The organism is Pseudomonas sp. B3(2017) (assembly GCF_002113595.1).
Classification (GTDB): domain Bacteria; phylum Pseudomonadota; class Gammaproteobacteria; order Pseudomonadales; family Pseudomonadaceae; genus Aquipseudomonas; species Aquipseudomonas ekonensis.
In genome coordinates, this window is the sequence record NZ_NEIU01000006.1 from 278,003 (window position 1) to 294,657 (window position 16,655).

Annotated in this window: 14 protein-coding genes; 6 read left to right on the forward strand and 8 right to left on the reverse strand. The window is 64.1% G+C overall.

Annotation, left to right across the window (positions count from 1 at the left end):
* Positions 1-9: 9 nt before the first annotated feature.
* The 7 genes from algG to yaaA all read right to left on the reverse strand — a co-directional run bounded on the left by algG (position 10) and on the right by yaaA (position 10,263).
* Positions 10-1,581, reverse strand: a complete 1,572-nt coding sequence (algG, locus tag CAG33_RS11745) for a mannuronan 5-epimerase AlgG (RefSeq protein WP_085578773.1) — start codon at positions 1,579-1,581, stop codon at positions 10-12.
* Between the two features lie 26 nt (positions 1,582-1,607).
* Entirely contained in the window at positions 1,608-3,089 is a 1,482-nt protein-coding gene (locus CAG33_RS11750; RefSeq protein ID WP_085578775.1) for an alginate export family protein, read from the reverse strand.
* Positions 3,086-4,591 (reverse strand): alginate biosynthesis TPR repeat lipoprotein AlgK, encoded by a 1,506-nt coding sequence (gene algK, locus CAG33_RS11755; RefSeq protein ID WP_085638506.1) that lies wholly within the window; start codon positions 4,589-4,591, stop codon positions 3,086-3,088. The genes CAG33_RS11750 and algK overlap by 4 nt, the downstream gene beginning before the upstream one ends.
* Before the next feature lie 15 nt (positions 4,592-4,606).
* Entirely contained in the window at positions 4,607-5,776 is a 1,170-nt protein-coding gene (locus tag CAG33_RS11760) for an alginate biosynthesis protein Alg44 (RefSeq protein WP_085578780.1), read from the reverse strand.
* Between the two features lie 35 nt (positions 5,777-5,811).
* Entirely contained in the window at positions 5,812-7,293 is a 1,482-nt protein-coding gene (alg8, locus tag CAG33_RS11770) for a mannuronan synthase (RefSeq protein ID WP_170929985.1), read from the reverse strand.
* 65 nt (positions 7,294-7,358) lie between these two features.
* A complete protein-coding gene (locus tag CAG33_RS11775; RefSeq protein WP_085578784.1) occupies positions 7,359-8,675 on the reverse strand; it encodes a nucleotide sugar dehydrogenase in 1,317 nt (438 codons plus the stop codon).
* A gap of 808 nt (positions 8,676-9,483) precedes the next feature.
* Positions 9,484-10,263: a peroxide stress protein YaaA gene (gene yaaA / locus CAG33_RS11780; protein WP_085578786.1), complete on the reverse strand. Its 780-nt coding sequence runs from the start codon at positions 10,261-10,263 to the stop codon at positions 9,484-9,486.
* Between the two features lie 165 nt (positions 10,264-10,428).
* On the opposite strand from yaaA, the gene CAG33_RS11785 reads away from it, so the two are divergent.
* From CAG33_RS11785 to CAG33_RS11810, 6 genes are all read left to right on the forward strand, one after another.
* Positions 10,429-11,553, forward strand: coding sequence for a polysaccharide deacetylase family protein (locus CAG33_RS11785; RefSeq protein WP_085578788.1), 1,125 nt, complete (start codon positions 10,429-10,431; stop codon positions 11,551-11,553).
* A 350-nt stretch (positions 11,554-11,903) separates the two neighbouring features.
* A complete protein-coding gene (locus tag CAG33_RS11790) occupies positions 11,904-13,298 on the forward strand; it encodes a PhoH family protein (RefSeq protein ID WP_085578790.1) in 1,395 nt (464 codons plus the stop codon).
* Between the two features lie 320 nt (positions 13,299-13,618).
* Complete coding sequence (gene moaC / locus CAG33_RS11795; protein ID WP_085578792.1) at positions 13,619-14,092, forward strand: cyclic pyranopterin monophosphate synthase MoaC; 474 nt, start codon at positions 13,619-13,621, stop codon at positions 14,090-14,092.
* Positions 14,089-14,331: a MoaD/ThiS family protein gene (locus tag CAG33_RS11800; protein ID WP_085578794.1), complete on the forward strand. Its 243-nt coding sequence runs from the start codon at positions 14,089-14,091 to the stop codon at positions 14,329-14,331. Before moaC ends, CAG33_RS11800 begins: the two co-directional genes overlap by 4 nt.
* A 3-nt stretch (positions 14,332-14,334) precedes the next feature.
* A complete protein-coding gene (moaE, locus tag CAG33_RS11805; RefSeq protein ID WP_085638509.1) occupies positions 14,335-14,787 on the forward strand; it encodes a molybdopterin synthase catalytic subunit MoaE in 453 nt (150 codons plus the stop codon).
* 271 nt (positions 14,788-15,058) lie between these two features.
* Entirely contained in the window at positions 15,059-15,835 is a 777-nt protein-coding gene (locus CAG33_RS11810) for an ABC transporter substrate-binding protein (protein ID WP_085578798.1), read from the forward strand.
* Positions 15,836-15,961: 126 nt separating this feature from the next.
* Here CAG33_RS11810 and CAG33_RS11815 read toward each other — a convergent pair whose 3' ends face one another.
* Positions 15,962-16,603, reverse strand: coding sequence for a transcriptional regulator (locus CAG33_RS11815; RefSeq protein ID WP_085578800.1), 642 nt, complete (start codon positions 16,601-16,603; stop codon positions 15,962-15,964).
* Between the last annotated feature and the right edge of the window lie 52 nt (positions 16,604-16,655).

The window sequence follows — 16,655 nt, forward strand, 5'->3', positions numbered from 1 at the left end:
AAGAGGTCCTCAGTCCCGCAGTTCGGTCTGGCGTTCGACGGGGTCGATCAGCACGGCTTTCTGCTGGCGCACCAGCAGGTCGAGAATTTCGTCCTGGCGCTCGCCCAGGACGCCGTTGAAGCTGATGCCGCTGGATTTGGTCGGCGCCAGCATCGAGACGCGGTACAGCTCTACGCTCAGCGGCGAGTCGATGGCCATCGGGCCGCTGCCGTTGGCCGCCAGTTCGCCGCCGACCACGATCAGCGAGACCTGGGCGTCAAACGGGTCGAGCTTGATGTCGCGGTCGGTGTCGGTCAGATCCTTGATGTGGCCGTAGACGCCGGTCAGGCCGTTGGCCATGGCGACGTTCTCGTACAGGCGGATGTTCACGCTGTTGCGGATGCGGATGCCGTGGCGCTTGTTGCTGATGACCTTGTTGCCCCACAAAAGGTTGTCGGCGGACTCGTAGAGGGTGATGCCGTCGGTGTGGTTGCGGTAGATCTCGTTGTGGGCGATCACGTTGTTCACGCTGTTGCGGTCGATCACCAGCCCCGAGAGGTGGTTGTCGAAGCTCTTGTTGTTGAAGATGAAGCTGTCGTTCACCTCGCGGGAGATGATGATCCCGTGCTTCTTCTTCGTCCCGTGGACGGTGTTCTCGGCGATGACCAGGCCGTGGGAGCGGTCGTGGGGGTCGATGCCGTAGACGATGTTGTCCTTGTAGGTGTTGCCCTTGACCACGAAGTCGCGGGTCTCGTAGCAGTAGAAGCCGTACCACATGTCCGAGAACTCGGAGCCGACGATCCAGCCGGTCGGCTCGGGGCGCTTGAGCACCTTGGCCATGTTCGGCGTGTACTGGGAAATGCTCACGCCGTAGGACTTGCTGTTGGCGTAGCCGAAGCTGGCCATCTTGCTGTTGACGATGTAGGTCTCGGTGCCGCCCCAGGCGAGCAGGAACGGACGGAATTCCTTGGGCGAACGGAAGGTCGCCGGACCGTTGTCCTTCTCGCGCCAGCCGGTGACCTTGGTGTCACGCACGAACAGCTGGCCGTCGTTGACCAGGAACGAGCCGGCCTCCTGGGACAGGCGCAGCTCCTGGGTCTGGCCGTCGATCTCGAGGATGCCTTTGCGGCCGACGACGATCGGCAGCTTGGCCAGGTACACGCCGGGCGCGGTTTCGCTGAAGTACTGCTTGGGCAGCTTCTGCGCCAGCTCCTTGAGGTTCAGGTAGCCGTCGTCGACGAAGATCGCCTGGGGGATGCCGTGCTGGCGCACCACCCATTCGGCCATCTTGTTGTCGCCGCCGATGAAGTCCTTCAGGGCGTCTTCCTGCATCATCCGGCGCACGCTGACCTTGCCCGGCTTGCTGCGCACGATCTTCGCGGCGGCGGCCTCGGCGGTGTAGCCGGAGAGGTCGGGCAGCTTCGGTTCGGCCAGCTCCAGCGCCTCGGTCGGGGCGCTGCTGACGGTGTAGGTCTTGGCCTGCTGCAGCCCTTTGGCCAGGGTCACCGGCTTCGCCGGCTCGACCGTGGCGAAGGCGCCGGCGCTGGCCAGCAGCAGGGCGCCGGCCAACAGGCTGAGCGAGCCTTTCCTTGAGTTGTTCATGTCGGGCACTCCCTTGGCGGTCCGCATCAGAAGCGCCAGATCACGTCGATGAACGCGCGGTGCATGTACGAATCGACCTGGCTGCCGTAGGCATCGCCGGGCTTGAACACGCCGCCGCGAAAGCGCACCAGCGCCGACGGCTCGTCGATGGACTGGCTCAGCGCCGCCGGCAGCAGGCCTTGCTTGAAGTACTTGGTGACCACCAGATCCATCTCCTGGCCCATGTCCTTCTTGCCGTCGTCCAGCGGCAGGGAGGTGCTGGACAGGATCGCGCCGGTCACGTCGTCGGTGTTGTTCTCGACGGCGTTGATGCCGTTGCTGCCCACCGGCTTGTTGCCGTCCACGCGCCAGAACTTGTGGTAGATCAAGCTGGCGTCGTACTGGTCGTTGAGCATCCAGGAGCCGAACAGGGTGGCGGTCTGCAAGTTGTTCATCTCGCCGCGGAACGCTTCGCCGAAACGGTGCACCCGCGAGCGGGTGCCGGTGAAGTTCGAGCGGTTGCTTTCCAGGCCGTTCTGTTCGTAGTCGGCGCTGGCGCGGGCATAGGCGGCGCCGACCTGCCATTGCGGGTCGAGGCGCAGGCGCACGCCAAGGTCGGTGGCCCAGCCGTTGACGCTGTCGCTGCGCTTGGCCTCGGCCGGGCGGCTGCCGTCGGCGTTGAGCGGGTTGACCTTGTCGCGGTCACCGCTCATGCCGGTGATGCTGCCCCAGTAGTTGACCGTGTTGGTGTTGCGCCAGTTGTAGGCGTCGCTGTCGGCGGTCAGGCCGAGCCAGCTGATGTCGCCGTTCTCGGTCTTGTCCAGGGTGTCGCGGGGCACGCCCGGCTCGGCGTAGTCGAGCTTGCCGTTGTCGTGGGTGTGGTGGCCGCGGATGCCGACCCACTGGCCCGGCGTCCACTGGTAGGCGGCGTCGGCGTAGGCGTGCAGGCGGTCCTTGTCCTTGGGCGCCAGTTCCTTGAGGTCGGTGCGGTATTCGCTGAAGCGTTCGGCGACGCCGGCGTTGGCCCGCAGCAGGGTGGTGTCGAACGTCCAGTTCAGCGCCTCGATGTTGGTGTCGCGCCATTGGCCGTCGTCGTTGCGCAGGCGCTGGCGGCCGAACTTGAGGATCTCGCCGGGGTAGGGCGTGAAGCCGCTGTAGCCGACCCAGAACTCGCGCATGGCCAGGTAGTTCTTCTTGGTCTGGCGGTCGCCGCTGTCGGTGGCCTGGGCGCCGTCGGACTGCTGCAGGGTGTCGGTCTCGATGATGTCGGTGGAGGTCACGGCCTGGCCCATGGCGTAGGCGCTCCACGCGCCGCTCTCGCCGTAGACCCAGGGGCGCAGGTCGAGGCCGACGCCGTTGACGTCGCCGCCGCGGGCGGTGCCCAGGTCGCGGTCGTCCTCGGACTGGCCGGTGATCTTCACTTCCAGGCCGAAATTCTTGGTTTCGGTGATCGCGGCCAGCGTCGGGCACGACCAGATCAGGGCGAAGGACAGGCCGATGCCGGCCTTCACGAATGGATTCAACTTCATAGGGATTCCTCGCCTTCTTCTTCTGGCAGGGCATGCAGCGGCAGCGCGTTGCGGTTCAGGGCGCCGCGGCTGGCCTGTTCCTGTTGCAGCAGGCGTTGGGCCTGGGCCAGGCGTTCGGGGGGCAGCTGCGCGGCGAGGGTGGTCGCCAGCTCATCGGCCTGCGGGGTGTTCTGGGCCTTGGCCAACTGACTGAACACGTAGGCGTTGACCGGGTCGGGCCGGGTGCCCTTGCCTTGGGAGAACAGTTGGGCGATGGCGAAGTCGGCGCTGTTCTGGCCGTTGCGCGCGGCGGTCAGCAGGTGGTCGAGGGCCTTCTGCGGATAGACCTTGCCCAGGTAGCCGCGGCGGTAGATCTGGCCGAGGTAGTAGTCGGCGGCCACTTCGCGGCCGACGGCCTTCTCGAAGTGCTGCTCGGCGACCTTCGCGTCGGCCGGCACCAGCTTCCCTTCGTAGTAGAGCTTGCCCAGCAGCAGTTCGGCGCGGGGTTGGTCGGCGGCACGGCCGTTGTCCAGGTACTTCATCATCTGGTCGGTGTCGCCCAGTTCCGGGAAGTCGTAGAGCAATTGCGCCAACGTGACCCACGATGCCGGATAGCCCGGCGCGATGGGTTCGAGCAGCGCTTGCGCGGTCTTCTCGTCGGTCTTGCCCAGGGTCGGGTCGGCCAGCACCCGGGCGACAGAATCGACCCGTTGCGCGCTGACGGTGCCGCGGCCGTGGCCGGCCTGCAGTTGTTTGATCAGTTCGGCCTGTTGCTCTGGCTGTGCACGTTTCTGATAGACCGTGGCCAGTTCGACGTAGCAGATGTCGGTGGTGTGGAGCGCGGCCTTGCAGATCTTTTCCACGTCATCCAGGTGCTGGTCGTAGGTGCCTTGGGTGCGGTACAGCAGCACTTGGGCCAGGCCCGCTTCCGGGTAGCCGGACTGGCGCCATTGATCGATCTGCTGCTGGGCGTCGATGTTCGGGAAACTGTGTGGGTATTGCAGATACAGCATCGCCAGCGGGATCAAGGTATTGCCTTCGCCTTGGGCGGCGGCTTTCTTCAGCAGGCTTTCGGCCTCCTGGTGCTCGGCTTCGGTGGCGCCGGGCTTGGCCACCAGCAAGCGGCCGAGGCGCGCCTGGGCCCGCGGCGAAACGCTGGCCGCGGCGCGGTAGGTGGCTTCGGCCTGTTTCATCTGCTCGGGGTCGCGGCTGTCGACCTGAATGTCGGCAAGGCCCACTTGCGCCTCGCTGTAGCCCAGGTCCGCCAGCGCCCGGTAGTTCTGCGCGGCGGTCGCGGTGTCACCGCGCTTGAGGGCTTCGTTGGCCAGGCGCTGGTCGGGCAGGCCGGCGCAACCGGCCAGGGAGACCGCCAGCGCCAGCGAGCACACCATCAGGCCCTTGTGGGAGCCAGCCTGCTGGCGATGCGGGCGGCTCGGTGCATCAGGCAGACCGCGTTGATGCAATCGCTGGCAAGCCAGCTCCCACAGGGACTGCGGCGTGTTCGGGAGAGTTGGAGTGGTCACAGGCGTGTCCTCGACTTAAAGGCCGTGGGCCATGGCTTTGTCGATCAGCCAGTTCAGGTTCGGGCCGCGGTCGCTGTTCACTTCCACCGGGCGGCCGGCGAAGGTGCTGTCCAGCGGCTCGTCCGGCTGGATCTGCACGCGGATGTCCGAGGACAGGTCTTCGCTCTTGAGGCTGGCGCTGCGCACGATCTTGCCGCTGCGGACCTTGTCGTCGCCGGCGATCTGGAAGCTCACCGGGGTGCCCGGACGCACGTCGCCGAACTGGCGGTAGGAGAAGCGCGCATCGACGGTGGCCTGGGTGTTGCGCGGCACCAGTTCGAAGATCACGTCGCCTTTGCTGGCGTACTGACCGTCGGCCACCAGTTGCCGCGCCACGGTGCAGTCGCACGGCGAGGTGAGGGTGCCGGTCATCTGCTTGCCGAACAGTTCTTCCACCTTGGCCGGCTGCAGTTGGTCTTCGTCCAGGTGGCCTTTGAGCACGTCGAGCATGCTGGTGCTGAAGGTCGCCAGCGGCGCGCCCTTGGCGGCGACGCCGTCGGATTTCACCAGGCTCTGCACGGTGCCGTCGCGGGGCATGGTGATGTTCATGGCCGGCACGCTGACCAGGCCGGCCTGGGCGTGGCTGACGAAGTACATGCCGTACACTGATTTGGCGACGAAGCCGAACGCGGCCAGGCCGACGACGAACACGCCGAGGCTGAAGGTCACCGCCTTCAGGCGCCCGAACGGGGTCATGCCGTGGCCGCCGTCCTTGGTCTTGCGCGCCTTGGTGAAGTTGTCGCGCTGCAGGGTCGCCAGCACTTCGCCGATGCTGACGATGTCGCCGGCCAGGTGCGAGGTGATCAGGTGGCGCAGGGTGGCGATGTCCCGCGGCTCCAGGTTCTGGAACTGGCAGCCGGTGCGGCCGGTCTGGCGGTCGTGGGAGCGCACCTGCATCTCGACGTCCATCGCCAGGCCGAGGTTGTCGATGACGAACTGCAGGCGCGCCTTGTGCACGTCGCCGACCTTGAGCGGCAACTGACCGGCGTTGAACGCCAGGCCGCCGGCCGACAGGTCGATGACCCGCGCCTCGACCGGTGTGCGGTCGGGGCCGAAGAAGCGCAGCTTGGCCGGGATCTTCACCCGCGCATGCTGGCGCTGGGCTTCGGATTCATGGACTACGTTGACGTTGACGGCAGTATTCATGGGAGCGGTTTCCTTGTTAATCCAAGAGAGGCGGGTCAGACCATCATCAGCAGCACGGCGACGAAAATGCTGCCGGCGGAGAAGGTCATGGTCCGAGACGACCAGGTGTTGAACCAACGTTGAAAGCTGGCGAGGTCACGGGACAGCGAAGTGGGTTGGCGGGTCCAGGACTGTTGGTCGAGGCGGAAGAACACGTAGATCTTCACCAGCGCGCCGACGATCTGGTTGTAATAGAGGATCGCGGGGTAGGCCGGGCCGATCCGGTGGCCGGAGCACGACAGCAGCAGGGTCAGGATCAGGCGGGTGATGCCGATCCACAGCAGGTACACGAGGATGAACGCGGTGCCGTACTTGACGCTGGCGATGACCGCCACGGTCAGGCCCAGCAGGGATGTCCACATCGACACGCGCTGGTCGAACAGCACCACCGAGGTGAACAGCCCGAGGCGGCGGATGCCCAGGCCGAGGGCGCGGGAGTTCTGCCGCAGGTTGTTGCCGTACCAGCGGAACATCAGTTTGCGGCTGGCCTTGATGAAGCTCTTCTCCGGCGGATGCTCGACGGTGTTGATCGCCGCGTCCGGCACGTAGAAGGTGTCGTAGCCCAGGCGCATCAGGCTGAACCAGCTCGACTTGTCGTCGCCGGTGAGGAACTTGAAGCGGCCCAGGCGCCAGTGCTGCAGCGAGTCGCTCTCGACGTCGGCGATGAACTCCGGGTTGGTGACCACGCTGGCGCGGAACACCGACATGCGCCCGGTCATGGTCAGCACGCGCTTGGACAGGGCCATCGAGCACATGTTGATGTGGCGTTGGGCGAAGCGCAGCTTGTGCCATTCGCTCATGATGTAGCCGCCGCGCACTTCGCAGAATTCGTTGGTGGTCAGGCCGCCGACGTTGCCGAACAGCTGGAACCACGGCACGGTCTTGCGCACCACGCCTTCGCCCAGCACGGTGTCGCCGTCGATCACGGCCACCACGGCGCGGTCGTCCGGCAGGTGGCGGGAGATCGCACGGAAACCGTAGGCCAGGCCGTCGCGCTTGCCGGTGCCGGGGATACGCACGAAGTCGAGCTTGACCCGCTCCGGCGGGTTCATCCGCGCCCACAGGCTCTTGACCAGCAGTTCATCGGACATCTCGACGATGGAGCAGACCACGGTGGTCGGCAGGCCGCAGTCGATGGCCTCGCGGATCACCGAGCCGTAGACCTGGGCGGTGGTCAGCGCGTCGATGCGGAAGCTGGTGACCATCAGGAACACGTGGGACGGATCGGCCGCCTCGCCCAGCTTGCGCACCTTGCGCCGCAGGTGCGGGTAGACGATGTACAGGAAAATCATGCCGCGCACGAAGTGGGTGGCGCCCATCGAATAGCGCCAGATGCCCACGGCGCCGATCAGGAAAATGAAGTCCTTCGACTCGGCGTCGAACGTGGACACGGGCAGCATCAGGGCCAGGCCCATCAGCAGGCCCAGAAACAAAAGCCAACCGGCCGCTTGCAGAAAAAAATGATTGAGCTTGGACATGACCGTCATTCATCCGAAGGTGAAGGAGGCTCCGGGCCGCAGGCGGCCCGGAGCTTGGGGCTGCCTTACCAGCAGATGCCTTCGGTGCGGCTGCCGGCGCGGGTGGCCCGGGACATGAAGCCCACCAGGTCGATGACCTGCTTGCCGTCCGGCACCTGTTGGGCCAGGGAACGGAATTTCTCGTCGCGGTTGCCCAGGATGATCACGTCGGAGTTGTCGATCACCGAGTCGAAGTCCGCGTTGAGCAGGGACGACACATGGGGGATCTTCGACTCGATGTAGTCCTTGTTCGCGCCGTGGACGCGGGCGTACTCGACGTTGCTGTCGTAGATGCTCAGGTCGTAGCCCTTGCCGATCAGCATCTCGGCCAGCTCCACCAGCGGGCTTTCGCGCAGGTCGTCGGTGCCGGCCTTGAAGCTCAGGCCGAGCAGGGCGACCTTGCGCTTGTCGTGGCTTTCGACGATGTCGAAGGCGTTCTGCACCTGGGATTCGTTGCTGCGCATCAGCGAGTTGAGCAGCGGCGCCTCCACGTCCAGGGAGCCGGCGCGGTAGGTCAGGGCGCGCACGTCCTTGGGCAGGCACGAGCCGCCGAAGGCGAAGCCCGGACGCATGTAGTACTGGGACAGGTTGAGGGTCTTGTCCTGGCAGACCACGTCCATCACCTCACGGCCGTCGACGCCGACGGCCTTGGCGATGTTGCCGATCTCGTTGGCGAAGGTCACCTTGGTGGCGTGCCAGACGTTGCAGGTGTACTTGATCATCTCGGCGACGGCGATGTCCTTGCGGATGATCGGCGCGTCGAGCTCTTCGTACAACGATTGCAGGACGTCGCCCGACGCGGCGTCGAACTCGCCGATGACGGTCATCGGCGGGAAGTCGTAGTCCTTGATCGCGGTGCTCTCGCGCAGGAACTCGGGGTTGACCGCCACGCCGAAATCGACGCCGGCCTTCTTGCCGGAGCAGTCTTCGAGGATCGGGATCACCACGTTGGCGACGGTGCCCGGCAGCACGGTGCTGCGCACCACGATGGTGTGGCGGGTGGACTTCTCGCGCAGCACGAAACCGATTTCGCGGCACACCGCCTCGATGTAGTTCAGTTCCAGGTCGCCGTTCTTCTTGCTCGGCGTGCCGACGCAGATCATCGACAGGTCGGTGGCGCGGATCGCCTCGGCGAAGTCGGTGGTGCCGCGCAGGCGGCCGGTCTGGATGCCCTGCGCCAGCAGTTCGCCCAGGCCCGGTTCGACGATGGGGGATTTGCCGGCGTTGATCATGTCGATCTTGTCTTTGGCGACATCGACGCCCACCACGTCGTGGCCCCGTGCAGACAGGCAACCGGCACATACGGCGCCGACGTAACCCAAACCAAAAATGCTGATGCGCATCGCAATTACCTCTGTGTTTTATCAAGCCATTAGATGGCCGGAGTTAATGGTTCCAGCGGTCATGGTGCACTCGAAAGTGCGTCTTGCAGGCACGACAATGCCGTGTTCCGGCAATGTAAGTTTCGAGTGGCTAAATAAGTGCACTCAAGTTGTGCGCAACTAGGCCTTATTGTTGTGACTTGCCCCGACAGGCGGCATGACCTTCGTCCGAAGGAGGGCCGCTCAGTCGACATGCCTGCACGATGTCAGGCCAACTGCCCGCAATCCGGGCGGTTCAGCGCTCTGGTGAGCGCGGTGGCAGGGGCGCAGCCTCGGCCTTGCAGGGAATGTTCAGGGTGCGTATTTCCCGTCTTTGATCTTTGCCTAAACAAGTGAAGTCGCTGTGAAAGTTACTGTGGCAACTTGGTTACAGCGATCGTTCATCTGCGTAAGTTATCTCGTACAGAATCGGCGAGAATCGTTACCGGTGGTATGAGCTACGCATCAGGACGAAGTTCCGGCCCGTTCATCCCGAAATCTGAAATTTCTTGAAATATTGAAAAAGATGGCACTGCTTTCATATTGATAGCACTTTCCATTTCGCCCTTTATATATAGGCGGATAATCGCGGGGGATGGTTTTGTGCCATTACTTTGAAAAAAAGTGCGTGCCACTACTGAAAAAAATGACACCTGTCGAGTGAAACAAACGTTAGGGAGAGGGGCGATGTTTTTATGGCGCCAATGAAATGGCGAAAAAGGGCGGGGGATTTTTGACGTCGTGCGCGGTGCACGACGTCTTCAATAAAGAGTCGTGCACCGCGCATGCTTCATTCGGGGGCGTGGTCGCGCAGGAACACCAGATTGTCCGGTTTCGACTGTTCGGCGCTGTAGCGGTAACCCTGGACATCGAACTGCTTCAGGGCACCGGGATCGTTGATGCGTTCCTGGATCACGAAGCGGCTCATCAGGCCTCGGGCCTTCTTGGCGTAGAAGCTGATGATCTTGTACTGGCCGTTCTTCAGGTCCTTGAACTCGGTGTTGATGATCCGCGCGTTCAGGGCAGAGCGCTTGACCGCCGAGAAGTACTCGTTGGACGCCAGGTTGAGCAGCACGTCGTCGCCCTGGTCGGCCAGCGCTTCGTTGAGCCACTCGCTGATGCGCGTGCCCCAGAAGGCGTAAAGGTCCTTGCCCCGGGCGTTGGCCAGCTTGGTGCCCATCTCCAGCCGGTACGGCTGCATAAGGTCCAGCGGGCGCAGCAGGCCGTAGAGGCCGGACAGCATGCGCAGGTGCCGTTGCGCATAGTCGAAATCGGCTTCGCTGAAGGTCTGGGCGTCGAGCCCGGTGTAGACGTCACCCTTGAACGCCAGCAGCGCCTGCTTGGCGTTGTCCGGGGTGAAGGCCGGCGTCCAGCTGCCGAAGCGCGCGGCGTTGAGGCCGCCGATCTTGTCGGAGACGTGCATCAGCTCGCTGATCTGCGCCGGACTGAGTTCGCGCAGTTGCTGGATCAGCGCCTGGGAATGGTCGAGGTATTGCGGCTGGGTGAAGCGCGAGGTCGCCGGCGGCGTTTCGTAGTCGAGGGTCTTGGCGGGGGAAATCACCATCAGCATGCAGTCGTCTCCTTTGATCGTGGCGGCGATTCTAGGGGGTTGGCCGGGTTGACTCCAGCTATGAGTCCGATAGTTGATCGATGGTTGCCCGCCATCCCACGGGGAACCGCCGCTACCGCCTTATCGGCTATAGTGCCGCGCGGGTTTTGTTATGGAGACATCCCTTTGCGTATCGTTCTATTCCTTTGGGCGTGGCTGTTGAGCCTCGGGGCCCTGGCGGCGCCCGGCGATCCGGCGACACTGGACCGCAGCACCTGGCCGGAGCAACTGAAGAATCCGACCCTGTTCGACGTGGCCTCGCGGGCGGAGATCCTGACCTTCGCCCGGGGCCTTTTGGCCAGCGAAGCGCTGGACGAGGCCGCGCTGGCCCAGCGCCTGGGGCTGCGCACGGTCAACATGGACGCCGTCAACCGCCTGCGCGAGCGGCTCTGGCAACGGTTGTTCAACGGCTACGACCACGCCCAGCAGAGCTGCGACCAGGACGCCTCGTTCTGCTTCCTGGTCGAAGACGTGCCGACCCTGCGCGAGCAGGCCGGCAAGTTCCAGCTCGGCGAGGAGAGCTACTACATCAAGTGGGCCGAGCCGAGCCGCGCTTTCCATGCCCAGTACCTGGACGAGCTGCTGCGCAAAGCTGCGCTGTTTCCGCAGACCGGCAGCGAGATCGACCGTTTCGGCGACTACGAACGCAACGGCGACGAGATGAACGACCGGCTGTTCCTGCTGAGCTTCGACAGCGCCGCCAACCTGCAGCCGGACAACACCGACTGGCTGGCCGAATACCTGCGCAAGTCGAACCTGAGCGGCACGTTCTTCGTGCTGGGCAAGGATGTCCAGGCGCGGCTGGCGGAGCGTTCGGTCGCCAGCCTGCAAGCGACGTTCTCGCAGCAGTGCGTCGGCGTGCAGGGCTGGGAGTTCCGCTCCCACAGCCACTGGCAGGACTGGCAGGACTCGGTGCGCCGCAGCGCCGACCTGGTCAAAGGCAAGCTGCCGGAAAACTACGTGCCGCTGTTCCGCCCGCCGGACGGTCAGCGGCGCAGCGATGCGCAGGCGTTCTTCAACGCCCAGGGCCTGCAAGTGGCGCTGTGGGACATCGACGCCCAGGACGGCGCCGGCAAGCTCAAGGGCAGCCAGAGCGCGCAGCGGGTGCTGACCCTGATGCTGCTGTGGCGTCACGGGGTGATCAATTTCAACATGAAGCAGGATGCGGTGAAGACGGCGTTGCCGTGGCTCATCACCCAGACCGCGCAAAGTGGCATCGGCTGGGAAGACTGTCAGGACGCGTTTCGCTGACAAGGCACGAAAGCCCCGTAAACATTGGGCGCGGGGAAGAAATTCGAAGGATTTTGCAGCAGGCGGACTTCCGACTCTAACGGGGGCAGGGCGGTCCGCCAAGGGCTTTTCGTCACTTTGCAAAATAAACTTCAAAAAATCGTCAAAGTGCTTTTTTCTGTCACAGGTTTTGGAGTATTACGAACTCAGACCGCCGAAACCTGCGACACAGGTGGCGTCTCCCAAGACCCATTTGTGTGCAGTTCGTCCGGCCTTCCGATCAAGGGGCGCGCGGACGGGCTCGGCAGTCACTTCGAGGCGCAGCACCGCCCAGGTATTGCGTCGAATGGCTCCCACAAAGGTGACCGAGTATGGATGATCACGGACGTAGCCCTTCTTCCAACCAGCCAATCCTTTATGTACTCGATACCAACGTATTGATTCACGATCCAAACGCCCTCCTGAATTTCGAAGAACACCACGTCGCGATCCCGATGACCGTGCTTGAAGAGCTGGACAAGCTCAAGAGCGGGCATCACAGCGTGGCCGCCGAATGCCGTCAGGCCATCCGGCTGATCGACAAGACCCTGGGGGACGCTTCACCGGAGGACGTTGAACAGGGAGTGCCGATCCAGCGCGGCAAGAGCGGACCCAAGGGCTTGCTGTCGATTCTGATGAGCAAACATGCCGAGCCGAACCTGATTCTGCCGGAGCACCTGAACGACAACAAAATCATCAACCAGTTGATCGACCTGCACACCCGCGACCCGAAGAAACCGGTCGTGCTGGTCACCAAGGACATCAACATGCGCCTCAAGGCGCGGGCCTGCGGGATCGCGGCCGAAGACTACAGCACCGACCAGCTGGTCGACGACGTGTCGCTGCTGCCCAACGGCTACCACAACATGACCGGCTCCTTCTGGGACCGCGTGAGCAAGGTCGAGACCCGCCAGGACCACGGCCGCACCTGGCATCAGGTGCAACTGATCGACAACCTGCCGGCGGTGCACGTCAACGAGTTCATCATCGACGAGCAGGGGTTCGTCGGCTGGATCAAGGAGATCGACGAGGACAAGCTGCTGATCCTCGACCTGCACCAGGAACCGCTGCTGCATCAGGAAGCCTGGGGCCTCAAGCCACGGGACATCTACCAGAGCCTGGCGCTGTACGCGTTGCTCGATCCGGACATCCACCTGGTCAACCTGTCCGGCGCCGCCGGTTCCGGCAAGACCATCCTGGCGCTGGCGGCCGCCATCGAGCAGACCATGGTCAGCAAGCGCTACCGGCGCATCATCGCCACCCGCAGCGTGCAGGGGCTGGACCAGGAGATCGGCTTTCTGCCGGGCACCGAAGCGGAAAAGATGGAGCCTTGGCTGGGCGCCATCACCGACAACCTCGAAGCCTTGCACATGGATGACGAAAGCACCCACGGCAGCGTCGACTACATCCTCAGCAAGGTGCCGCTGCAGTTCAAGTCGCTCAACTACATCCGGGGGCGCAGCTTCCAGCAGAGCCTGATCCTGATCGACGAATGCCAGAACCTCACGCCGCACCAGATGAAGACCATCATCACCCGGGCCGGCGCCGGCTCCAAAGTGGTGTGCCTGGGCAACCTGGCGCAGATCGACACCCCTTACCTGTCCGCGACCAGCTCCGGGCTGACCTACCTGACCGAACGCTTCAAGGACTTCCCCAACGGTGTGCACATCACCCTGCAAGGGGTGCCTCGCTCGATACTGGCCGAATACGCCGAATCGCATCTGTAACCTTCCCCCGCAGCGGGCGGCCTCCGGGCCGTCCGCTTCTTCATGGCTCGGCGGGGTCTTCGCGAAGGCCATCGCCAGCAGGCTGGCTCCCACAGTGTTTGCCCGCTGGAATGCCGTCTCGTCGACCGCTGCAGAACCCTGTGGGAGCGGGCTTGCCCGCGAAGGCGTCAGGTCAGGCGACATCGAGTTTGACTGAGCCGGCGTCTTCGCAGGCAAATCGCACCGCCGCTCCCACAGTGATTTGTGCGAGGGCTGTCATCGCGCTCGCGGAAAATTGACCCTCAGGTTTACAATCGACGCTCCTGATCAGGAGTATTCCCGTGCTGACCCATCTCGATTCCCAAGGCCGCGCCAACATGGTCGACGTCACCGACAAGGCCGTGACGTTCCGCGAGGCGACGGCCCAAGCGCTGGTGCGCATGCTGCCCGACACGCTGCGGATGATCGTCAGCGGCGGCCACCCCAAGGGCGACGTGTTCGCCGTGGCGCGCATCGCCGGCATCCAGGCGGCGAAGAAGACCAGCGATCTGATCCCGCTGTGCCATCCGCTGATGCTGACCGGCGTGAAGGTCGAACTCAGCGCCGAAGGCGACGATACCGTGCGCATCGAAGCCCGCTGCAAGCTGTCGGGCCAGACCGGCGTCGAGATGGAGGCGCTGACCGCCGCCAGCGTCGCCGCGCTGACGATCTACGACATGTGCAAGGCCGTGGACCGCGGCATGACCATCGAAAGCGTGCGCCTGCTGGAAAAGCTCGGCGGCAAGAGCGGCCACTACCGGGCGGAGCAGCCATGAACCTGACCGTGAAGTTTTTTGCCCGCTACCGCGAAGCGGTCGGCGAGGACTCGATCAGGGTCGAGGGCGACTTCGGCACCGTCGATGACGTGCGGGCACTGCTGGCCCGGCGCGACGGCTTCGAGGTGCTGGGCGAACAGAACCTGATGTGCGCGCGCAACGAAGACCTCTGCCAGCTCGACGAGCCGGTGGCCGAGGGCGACGAAGTGGCGTTCTTCCCTACCGTGACCGGAGGCTGAGCCATGGGCATCCGTGTGCAGTGCGAACCGTTCGACCCGGGCGCCGAAGTCAACGCGATGCATGCAGCCAACGTCGGCGTCGGTGCGGTGGTGAGCTTCGTCGGCTACGTGCGTGACTTCAACGACGGGCTCGACGTGGCCGGGATGTTCCTGGAGCACTATCCGGGCATGACCGAAAAGGCCCTGGCCAAGATCGCCGACGAGGCCGCGCAGCGCTGGCCGCTGCTGAAGCTTGAGGTGCTGCACCGCATCGGCGCGCTGGAGCCGGGCGAGCCGATCGTGTTCGTCGGCGCCGCCAGCGCCCATCGCCAGGCGGCGTTCGACGCCTGCGCCTTCGTCATGGACTACCTCAAGACCCGCGCCCCGTTCTGGAAGAAGGAAAACACCGCCGAAGGCCCGCGCTGGGTCGAAGGTCGCGCCAGCGACCATGCGGCGGCCGAGCGCTGGAAAAAGTAGCTCCGGCGCCGCTTGTCCCTCCGCCCTCGCCAGCAGGCTCTGGAATGTGTTCCCCCTGTGGGAGTCAGCCTGCTGGCGATGGCGCCCTGTGCAGCACCGCCATCCCCCCTGATTCATCACCCGACCGCCGGCCGGATGCGACCCCTTCTGCCCGATTGACGCTCTGTACATAAAAGTCCAGTATGGATTCATAAGTACAAAAAAGGCGTTCCCCCTGTTTCAGCTCTTTCTCCTGTCTTGCCAAACCAACAACAACCGCGAGAGAACGAACATGAAGAAACTCCCCCTCATCACCGGTCTGGCGCTGAGCCTGTTGGCGTGCACCAGCGCGTTCGCCGCCGAGAAGACCTTGCGCATCGGCATCGAGGCCGCCTACCCGCCGTTCGCCTCCAAGACCGACAAGGGCGAGATCGTCGGTTTCGACTACGACATCGGCAATGCGCTGTGCGCGCAGATGCAGGTCAAGTGCGTGTGGGTCGAGGGCGAATTCGACGGCCTGATCCCTTCGCTGAAAGTGAAGAAGATCGACATGGCGCTGTCGTCCATGACCATCAACGAAGACCGCAAGAAGTCGGTGGACTTCACCCACAAGTACTACTTCACCTCCTCGCGGCTGGTGATGAAGGAAGGCGCGGTCGTCGATGACCAGTACGCCAGCCTCAAGGGCAAGACCGTCGGCGTGCAGCGCGCGACCACCACCGACCGCTACGCCACCGAGGTGTTCGAGCCCAAGGGCATCACCGTCAAGCGCTACGGCAACAACGAAGAGATCTACATGGACCTGGCGGCCGGACGCCTCGACGCGATCTTCGCCGACACCATCCCGCTGACCGACTTCCTGTCGATGCCGCGCGGCAAGGGCTATGCGTTCGTCGGGCCGGAGCTCAAGGATCCGAAATACGTGGGCGAGGGCGCGGGGATCGCGGTGCGCAAGGGCAATGCCGAACTGGTCAGTCAGCTGAACAGCGCCATCGACGGCATCCGCGCCAGCGGCGAGTACCAGAAGATTTCCGAGAAGTACTTCAAGTCCGACATCTACGGCGACTGACCGTCCACCATCGCCAGCAGGCTGGCTCCCACAGGGGATCTGCGGTGTTCGCAGAATCTGGGCTCACCGCAAAACCCTGTGGGAGCTTGCCCGCAAGCGATGAGGCGGCACAGCCGCCGCAGGTCTTCAGCCCTTCAGTTCCTTCAGGTGCTTGTACACCGTCGCCCGCCCCATGTTCAGCACATTGGCCACGTAGTTCGAGGCGCTCTTGCCCTTGAACGCGCCTTCGGCGTGCAGGGCCAGCACCAGCTCGCGCTTGTGGTCGCGGGTCAGCACGTTCAGGCTCAGTTGCCGCTCGCGCAGCCAGCTGTGCAGGAAAGTGTTGATCCGCTCCTGCCAGTCGTCGCGAAACAGCGAGTCCGGCTGCGGGATCAGCTTGCTCGGCGACAGGAACAGGTCCAGCGCCGCCTTGGCGTTCTCGAACAGGGAAATGTTCAGGTTGATGCACAGCACCGCCAGCGGCTGGCCCTGGCCGTCCCGCAGCACCGTGCTCAGGCTGCGGATCTTCTGGCCGTCCCAGTTGAGCTTCTCGTACGGGCCGATGTTCCGCTCGCCGGCGTCGTCGCCGAGCATGTCCTCCAGCGCCGAATCGTCGCCGATGTCCCGCTTCGACAGGTTGTTGGCGATGTAGTCGACCTTCTGCGTGCGCAGGTCGTGCAGCACCACTTCGGCGTGGGGGAAGAACAGCGTGGCGATGGCGTCGGCGATGGCGCGGTAGTTGTCCATCGCGGCGTCGTTCGGCACAGGTGAAGGTTCGGGGGCGGTCATGTCAGTGGAGCTCCAGGCAACGTCAACGCCCCCGTGGGCAGGGGGCGCTGCG

Coding starts and splice junctions, on each gene's coding strand:
- CAG33_RS11775 (WP_085578784.1), bottom strand. CDS start 8,675: ATGCGCATCAGCATTTTTGGTTTGGGTTACGTCGGCGCCGTATGTGCC.
- CAG33_RS11790 (WP_085578790.1), top strand. CDS start 11,904: ATGGATGATCACGGACGTAGCCCTTCTTCCAACCAGCCAATCCTTTAT.
- CAG33_RS11760 (WP_085578780.1), bottom strand. CDS start 5,776: ATGAATACTGCCGTCAACGTCAACGTAGTCCATGAATCCGAAGCCCAG.
- CAG33_RS11810 (WP_085578798.1), top strand. CDS start 15,059: ATGAAGAAACTCCCCCTCATCACCGGTCTGGCGCTGAGCCTGTTGGCG.
- yaaA (WP_085578786.1), bottom strand. CDS start 10,263: ATGCTGATGGTGATTTCCCCCGCCAAGACCCTCGACTACGAAACGCCG.
- CAG33_RS11815 (WP_085578800.1), bottom strand. CDS start 16,603: ATGACCGCCCCCGAACCTTCACCTGTGCCGAACGACGCCGCGATGGAC.
- moaE (WP_085638509.1), top strand. CDS start 14,335: ATGGGCATCCGTGTGCAGTGCGAACCGTTCGACCCGGGCGCCGAAGTC.
- CAG33_RS11750 (WP_085578775.1), bottom strand. CDS start 3,089: ATGAAGTTGAATCCATTCGTGAAGGCCGGCATCGGCCTGTCCTTCGCC.
- alg8 (WP_170929985.1), bottom strand. CDS start 7,293: ATGTCCAAGCTCAATCATTTTTTTCTGCAAGCGGCCGGTTGGCTTTTG.
- algG (WP_085578773.1), bottom strand. CDS start 1,581: ATGAACAACTCAAGGAAAGGCTCGCTCAGCCTGTTGGCCGGCGCCCTG.
- CAG33_RS11800 (WP_085578794.1), top strand. CDS start 14,089: ATGAACCTGACCGTGAAGTTTTTTGCCCGCTACCGCGAAGCGGTCGGC.